Here is a 6,258-nt window from a genome sequence, read left to right as displayed (position 1 = left end):
TAACGGACGCCGGGCAATCGCAGATCAACGGGGTAGTCAATACCTTGCGCGCCACCAGCGCTTGCCTGCGCCATAACGGCCACGAAGTATTGCTGCTCAGTCCCGACGATTTCCCGACCTTCGCCTGTCCCACTTATCCCGAAATCCGCCTGGCCCACAAGCCTTACGCCAGGATCGCGGCCGGCCTGAAGGCATTTGCGCCGGACTACATCCATATCTCGACTGAAGGCCCGATGGGCCTGGCCGCCAGGCGTTTCTGCCTGCGCCAGGGGATAGGTTTCACCACCGCCTATCACACGCGTTTTCCAGAGTACCTGAGCGCGCGTTCGATCTTGCCCAAGGCGCTAACTTACCGCTGGCTGCGCTGGTTCCACGGCCCCTCGAAAGCGGTGATGGTGCCGACGCCGCATGTACTCAAGGAACTGGAGCAGCGCGGCTTCCGCCACCTGGTGTTGTGGGGCCGGGGAGTGGATACCGAGCGTTTCAAGCCGGTGGACGAGGACCATGCTTGCATCGCCCGTCCTTTGTATCTGTATGTCGGCAGGGTGGCGGTGGAAAAGAATATCGAGTCCTTCCTGCGGGTCGACCTGCCGGGCAGCAAGTGGGTGAGAGGCGACGGCCCGCTGCGGGAGGAGCTGCAGCAGCGTTATCCGGATGTGCAGTTCCTGGGGGCGAAACCGCACCATGAGCTCACTTCCTATTACAACTGCGCCGATGTGATGGTGTTCCCTAGCCATACCGATACGTTCGGGCTGGTCATGGTTGAAGCCATGGCTTGCGGGGTGCCGGTCGCTGCTTATCCGGTCGCCGGTCCGCTCGATGTGGTGGCGCACGGACGCTCCGGGATCCTCGACGAGGACCTGACCTCGGCCTGCCTGCGGGCCCTGGCGTTGGATCGGCGCGAGGTGCGGGCGCATGCGCTGGAATATTCCTGGGAACTGGCTACCCAGCAGTTCCAACAGCATCTGTTCCAGATCCAGGGTGTGAAAAAACGCCCTGCGAACCTGCTAGCAGGCCGGTCACGGCCGGCTTCGGGCCTGTAACAGCCGATTACAGGCTATTCGAATCAGAAAGAGTGTTAGTCACCGCACATACATGCCCCCGCTTAAGGGGCATGATTGTTTCACTCGTGCTGTTTGCATGAGAACTGCCAGCCGGCAGGCGGCTCGCTGATCAGATTTGCCATGCACTGACATATTGCATGCCTCTGCTTGCGGAAGTATCCCATCCCCTTGATCCAGTCGCCGCTCCCGCATCCATACAGGAGGTCACAGTGACTGAGCCACGCAAAGGGCAAGCGCCAGCGGTACTGAAAAGAGATGAATTCCACCTCGAATTCCGGCGCTCTTTTATCGACCCCACGTTTGCCGCGGTCGAATCCGATATCGCCAGGGTGGAGCAGGTCGCCTGGGAAAACTACATCAACGGCAACAAGTCTCCCGTCACGGCAAAAGCCGGGCCGGAATTCCAGGACCCTGATTACGATCTGTCGACCGAGTGGAAAGCTACCCGCGACAGCTTGCTTGCGGCGGAAGCTGTCCAGAAAAATCCCGCGACCAAGTCCAGGGTCTTGCTGATCTGCGGCTCCGCCCGCAATGACGGCAGCTGTCCCGGCGAAATGTCCAAGACTTACCGCATGGTCAAGCTGGCCGCCGCAATGCTGGCGGCCAGCGATGTGGAAGTCGATTTGCTGGACCTGAGCCTGCTTACATCAGGCTACGACCAGCATATCTATCCTTGCAAGGGCTGTGTCTCCACCGCGATGCCCTTGTGCCACTGGCCATGCAGCTGCTACCCCAACCACGGCCAGCGCCAGACCAACGACTGGATGGCCGAAATTTACGAGAAATGGGTGGCTGCCCATGCTGTCATCATCATGACCCCGGTCTACTGGTACCAGACGCCCGGGGTCTTGAAACTGATGATAGATCGGCTGGTGTGCGCCGATGGCGGCAACCCCGATCCGACCAGCACCCATGGCAAGGATGCGGAAAAAGCCAAACAGCTGGAGTTGCAAGGATGGCCCTATCCCAAGCACCTGGCCGGCCGCGCCTACGGCCTGGTGGTGCATGGCGACGTCGCCGGCATTGAAGGCGTGCGCAGGGGGCTGTCGGACTGGCTCGACTGGATGGGGCTGGTCGATGCCGGCGTCTTGTCGCGGCTGGACCGCTTCATCGGTTATTACGAATCGTATGCAGAGAGCCATATTGCGCTGGACAAGGACCTGGCGCTGCAGCAGGAAGTGCGCAATGTCGCCAGCGCCGTGGCCAATGCAGTGGCCGAGATCCGCGCCGGGAATTTTGCGCAGCCGGATGCCGGGCTGCATCGGCCGCGGCCCAAATAGGCTGCAAGCCAAAACAAATCCCGTTCAACCCTATTCGCCAGGAGGAAAGCCCATGCTTGAATTTTCAGGGAAAGTGGCCATCGTGACCGGCGCCGGTTCCGGCCTGGGCGAGGCCATCGCCACCATTCTTTATCAGGGTGGCGCCAGCGTGGTCCTTGCCGATATCGACCAGCAGCGCTGCATTGATGTGGCCGGCAGGCTGGATCCCGAAGGCACGCATACCTTACCGCTGCAGACGGATGTTTCCGATTATCGCGCGGTGGAAGCGATGGTGGCGGCAACCATGGCGCGCTTCGACGGCCTGCACCTGGCGGTCAACAACGCCGGAATTACAGGGCCGCGCGAGACGCCCACGGCCGAAATTGACATCGAGACCTGGCAGCGGGTGATTGCGACCGATCTCAGTGGTGTGTTTTTCGGCATGAAATACCAGATACCGGCGCTGCTGGCGAGCGGTGGCGGCGCCATTGTCAACATGTCGTCGGCGGCCGGGATTGTCGCCGTGGCGGGCGAGGCGCCTTATGTAGCGGCCAAGCACGGCATCATCGGTTTAAGCAAAAGCGTGGCGCTGGAATATGCCGGCCGTAACATCAGGGTTAACGTGGTCGGTCCCGGTTTCATAGACACACCCGAGATCAGGGAGCTGCCGCAAGCAGAGCATGATGCGCTGGCGGCGCTGCATCCGATGGGCCGCCTGGGGCAAGCCGAGGAAGTCGGGCAGCTGGTTGCTTATCTGCTGTCGGAGCAGGCTTCGTTCATTACCGGCAGCTTCCATTCGATAGACGGCGGTTACACCGCGCGCTGAAAACGTTGCCGGAAAATAAAATGCCCCGTATGGAACGGGGCATTGTCAGTCAGTGCAGCTTGTTTGTTACCAGAATTTCCACCACGGCGCTTTTACCACCTTGGTGCTGTCGGTGCCGGTACCGCCGACATACTTGCTGTTCGGGTAGGTCTTTTTCAGCACGCGCTCAGCGTCGTCGCGCAATTGCGTGAGGCCGAGGGCTTCATACGACTGCACCATGATATGCAGCGCTTCTTCCACCGCAGGCGCATCGCGATATTGCTGGATGGCGCTTTGCGCACGGTCGGCTGCGGCTACATACGCGCCGCGGCGGTAATAGTAGCTGGCGACGTGGACGTCATACTGCGCCAGCGCATTCACCAGGTATTTCATGCGCGCCAGCGAATCCGGGGCGTAGGTGCTGTCCGGGAAGCGGACTACCACTTGCTTGAAGGCGTCGAATGCATCGCGCGCCGCTTTCGGGTCGCGCTCGGTAGCGTCTTCGCTCGACAGGAAATCGAAAATGCTGATCTTGTCGTTGAAGTTGACCAGGCCGCGCAGGTAGTACATGTAGTCTACGTTAGGGTGGTTCGGATGCAGCTTGATGAAGCGGTCGATCGCCGCCAGCGCCTCGGGCTGCTCGCCTTGCCGGTAGTGGGCATAGGCGATATCCATCTGCGCCTGTTGCGCGTAGGTGCCGAACGGATAACGCGATTCCAGCTTTTCAAAGTACTTAATTGCCTTATCGTAGCCGCCGCTGTTCATTTCATCCTTGGCCTCCGAGTATAATCGGGGGGCGGACCAGTTTGCGGTTTCATCGACTTTGTCTGGCAATAAGCCACACGCGGATAAGGATAGAGCGAATGCGACGGCAGCTAGTTTTAAGAGTCTTTTTTGCATAGTGGTTTGCAAGATTGCGCGTGTTCTAGTGTATTAACAACGATTGATTATAGCTGATGGGACTTCAAGTGATGTCATTTACCAAGCCAAATTTGGCTGAAAGTCTGCCTGACGCTGATTTAGAGGCCGATATCGACTACGTCGATGACGGCGTCGACGATGGCGACGCGGCTACTGCCAGCGCGCCGATAGTACTGCAATTGACTCCGGATGTCTGCGGTACGCGTCTGGATAAAGTAGTTTCGACCCTGGTGCCGCAATATTCGCGCAGCCGGATCCAGCAGTGGATAGAAGCCGGCCACGTCACCGTCGACGGCAAGCCGGGCACCACCAAAATGACCACCTACGGCGATGAAACCGTGGTGGTGCTGCCGCAGCCGGCACCCGACGAAAAGGCGTTTACGCCGGAAGACATGGCGCTGGACGTGGTCTACGAAGACGCGGCAATCATTGTCATCAACAAGCCGGCCGGGCTGGTGGTGCATCCAGCCGCCGGCAACTGGTCGGGAACCCTGCTCAACGGCCTGCTGTTCCGCTGGCCGGCATTGGCAGGGGTGCCGCGCGCCGGCATTGTGCATCGCCTGGACAAGGATACCAGCGGCCTGATGGTGGTCGCCAAGACGCTCGAAGCGCAGACCGACCTGGTGCGCCAGCTGCAGGCGCGCACCGTCAAGCGCCAGTACCTGGCGCTGGTATGGGGTACGCCGCAGCTGAACGGCACCGTCGACAGCCCGATGGCGCGCCATCCGCGCGATCGCATCAAGATGGCGGTATCGGAAAGCCTGATCGCCAAGCCGGCCATCACCCACTACCAGCGGCTGGCGACCGGCTTGCTGGAGCGGCGTCCGGTCAGCCTGATGGGTTGTCGCTTGGAAACTGGGCGTACCCACCAGATCCGCGTCCACATGCAGTCGCTTGGTTTCTCTCTGGTGGGCGACGCCTTGTACGGCAAGCAACATCTGATGCCGGCTTTCCCGCGCCAGGCCCTGCAGGCATCGCGCCTGGGCCTGATCCATCCGAGCAGCGGCAAGGCTTGTGAATGGTTTGCACCGCTGCCGGAGGATTTCGCCGCGCTGCTGGTGCGTGCCGGCATGAGCGTGCCGGAATAAGTTCGGCCGGGTAGGCGTAGGCCAGGGTTATCGGGCGGTTTTGTGAGTTAAATGGAAAGAAGGGAAAATTCGGCGCATGCAATTGATTATTCCGGACTGGCCTGGATTGCCGCCCAATGTCGGCGCTTGTGCCACCCTGCGCGGCGGCGGCGCCAGCCAGGGGCCGTATGACGACGGCAACGGCGGCGGTGGCCTGAATTTCGGGAGTCACGTCGGCGACCAGCTGGCGGCGGTCGAATCCAACCGTGCGCAGCTGGATATCCTGCTGCCGGCATCGCCGCTGTGGCTGACGCAAGTCCATGGACATCATGTGGTTGACGCCGGCGCCACTGCCGGCGGCGTCGAGGCGGATGCCGCCATTGCCGCCCGGCCAGGCGTGGTGTGCGCGATCCAGACCGCCGATTGCCTGCCGGTCTTGTTTGCCGATGTGAACGGCGCCGTGGTCGGCGCCGCGCATGCCGGCTGGCGCGGCCTGCAGGGAGGAGTGCTGCAAAATACCGTGGCCCGCATGCGCGCCGCCGGCGCCGGGGCGATTTCAGCATGGCTGGGCGCCGCCATCGGTCCCGAAAGATTCGAGGTCGGCGCCGACGTGCTGGCGGCATTCGCCGAGGCTGCGGAAGCTGGCCGGGCAAGGCTGGAAACCGAAGCCTGCTTTAAGCCGATCGCACAGCGGCCCGGTAAATATCTGGCGGACATTTATCAGCTGGCGCGGCTTGCGTTGCGCCAGGCGGATGTGCAGAATATCCATGGCGGCGGATTGTGCACGGTCAGCGACAGGAATTTTTATTCCTACCGCCGCGACCATGTGACTGGCCGCATGGCTTCGCTGATCTGGCTGAAGTAGCTGGCTGCGATGAGCGATGCCGCTTATTGTTTCTTTGCTTCCGTATTATCTTGCGGGACCGGTGCAGGAACCGCCGAGGCAGCTTTTTGCTGTGCCGCCAGCCTGTCAGAATTTTCAGCACGCTGACGATTTCTCTTGCGCTGCGGCGTACCCATCAGGTATAAAACAATTGTCAAAGGAAAAACACCGTACAGCAAAAACGTCATCACACCGGCAACTGGAGTAGCCTCTGTAATTGCCATCATGAAGACGACGTAAATCCAGGCGATGGCGACGA

Annotated in this window: 7 protein-coding genes; 5 read left to right on the top strand and 2 right to left on the bottom strand. The window is 60.8% G+C overall.

The window, feature by feature from the left end; translation table 11 throughout:
• From JWQ61_RS18575 to JWQ61_RS18565, 3 genes are all read left to right on the top strand, one after another.
• On the top strand, nt 1–1,043 hold a 1,043-nt coding region (locus JWQ61_RS18575; protein WP_304361803.1), incomplete at its 5' end, for a glycosyltransferase family 1 protein.
• Between the two features lie 230 nt (nt 1,044–1,273).
• Nucleotides 1,274–2,344, top strand: a complete 1,071-nt coding sequence (locus JWQ61_RS18570; protein ID WP_304361802.1) for a flavodoxin family protein — start codon at nt 1,274–1,276, stop codon at nt 2,342–2,344.
• A 52-nt stretch (nt 2,345–2,396) separates the two neighbouring features.
• Nucleotides 2,397–3,149 (top strand): SDR family NAD(P)-dependent oxidoreductase, encoded by a 753-nt coding sequence (locus tag JWQ61_RS18565; RefSeq protein ID WP_304361801.1) that lies wholly within the window; start codon nt 2,397–2,399, stop codon nt 3,147–3,149.
• A gap of 66 nt (nt 3,150–3,215) precedes the next feature.
• Here the strand turns inward: JWQ61_RS18565 and JWQ61_RS18560 are convergent, their stop codons facing one another.
• Entirely contained in the window at nt 3,216–4,028 is an 813-nt protein-coding gene (locus JWQ61_RS18560) for an outer membrane protein assembly factor BamD (RefSeq protein ID WP_120236173.1), read from the bottom strand.
• Nucleotides 4,029–4,084: 56 nt separating this feature from the next.
• On the opposite strand from JWQ61_RS18560, the gene JWQ61_RS18555 reads away from it, so the two are divergent.
• A complete protein-coding gene (locus tag JWQ61_RS18555; RefSeq protein WP_304361800.1) occupies nt 4,085–5,137 on the top strand; it encodes an RluA family pseudouridine synthase in 1,053 nt (350 codons plus the stop codon).
• 76 nt (nt 5,138–5,213) lie between these two features.
• Nucleotides 5,214–5,981, top strand: a complete 768-nt coding sequence (pgeF, locus tag JWQ61_RS18550; RefSeq protein WP_304361799.1) for a peptidoglycan editing factor PgeF — start codon at nt 5,214–5,216, stop codon at nt 5,979–5,981.
• A gap of 23 nt (nt 5,982–6,004) precedes the next feature.
• Here pgeF and JWQ61_RS18545 read toward each other — a convergent pair.
• A partial coding sequence (locus JWQ61_RS18545) for a hypothetical protein (RefSeq protein WP_304361798.1) occupies nt 6,005–6,258 on the bottom strand: 254 nt, incomplete at its 5' end.

It is taken from the genome of Collimonas fungivorans (assembly GCF_028292705.1).
Classification (GTDB): domain Bacteria; phylum Pseudomonadota; class Gammaproteobacteria; order Burkholderiales; family Burkholderiaceae_D; genus Collimonas; species Collimonas fungivorans_B.
Note: the sequence above shows the minus strand (reverse complement) of the source record. Positions and strands in the feature narration are given on the sequence as shown.